This is a genomic window from Treponema sp. R6D11, from assembly GCF_054786075.1.
In genome coordinates this window covers 1-307 of record NZ_BDHD01001423.1, presented here as the reverse complement: position 1 = coordinate 307, position 307 = coordinate 1, and the positions used below count along the sequence as shown (strand labels likewise).

The 307-nt window shown below is 40.7% G+C and carries 1 protein-coding gene; it reads right to left on the bottom strand.

Translation table 11 applies throughout. The features are described 5' to 3' along the window. A partial coding sequence (locus ACYVTD_RS19010) for a FlgK family flagellar hook-associated protein (protein ID WP_461249137.1) occupies positions 1-307 on the bottom strand: 307 nt, incomplete at both ends.

The window sequence follows — 307 nt, the reverse complement described above, 5'->3', positions numbered from 1 at the left end:
GCGTCTGTCCATAAGATCGTTGGGGTTATCGCCCTGCGCTTTTATTCTTTGAATATCGCCGTTAAGAGCGGCTATCTGACGTGAAAGTTCATTTACTCTGGAGACAGTCATCTGAATATCGTCATTGGTTTGAATTTGAAGCCTGTCAAGTCCGCTATAATGATTTTTTACTCCGTCAATTAATGTTTTTCCTCTTTGAATAACTGCGATGCGGAATTCATTTTCCGAAGCGTGTTGTGATAATTCCTGCCATGAGTCCCAGAATTTATCCATTTTGCTTCTTACCGAATTTTCTCCGGTTTCAAGA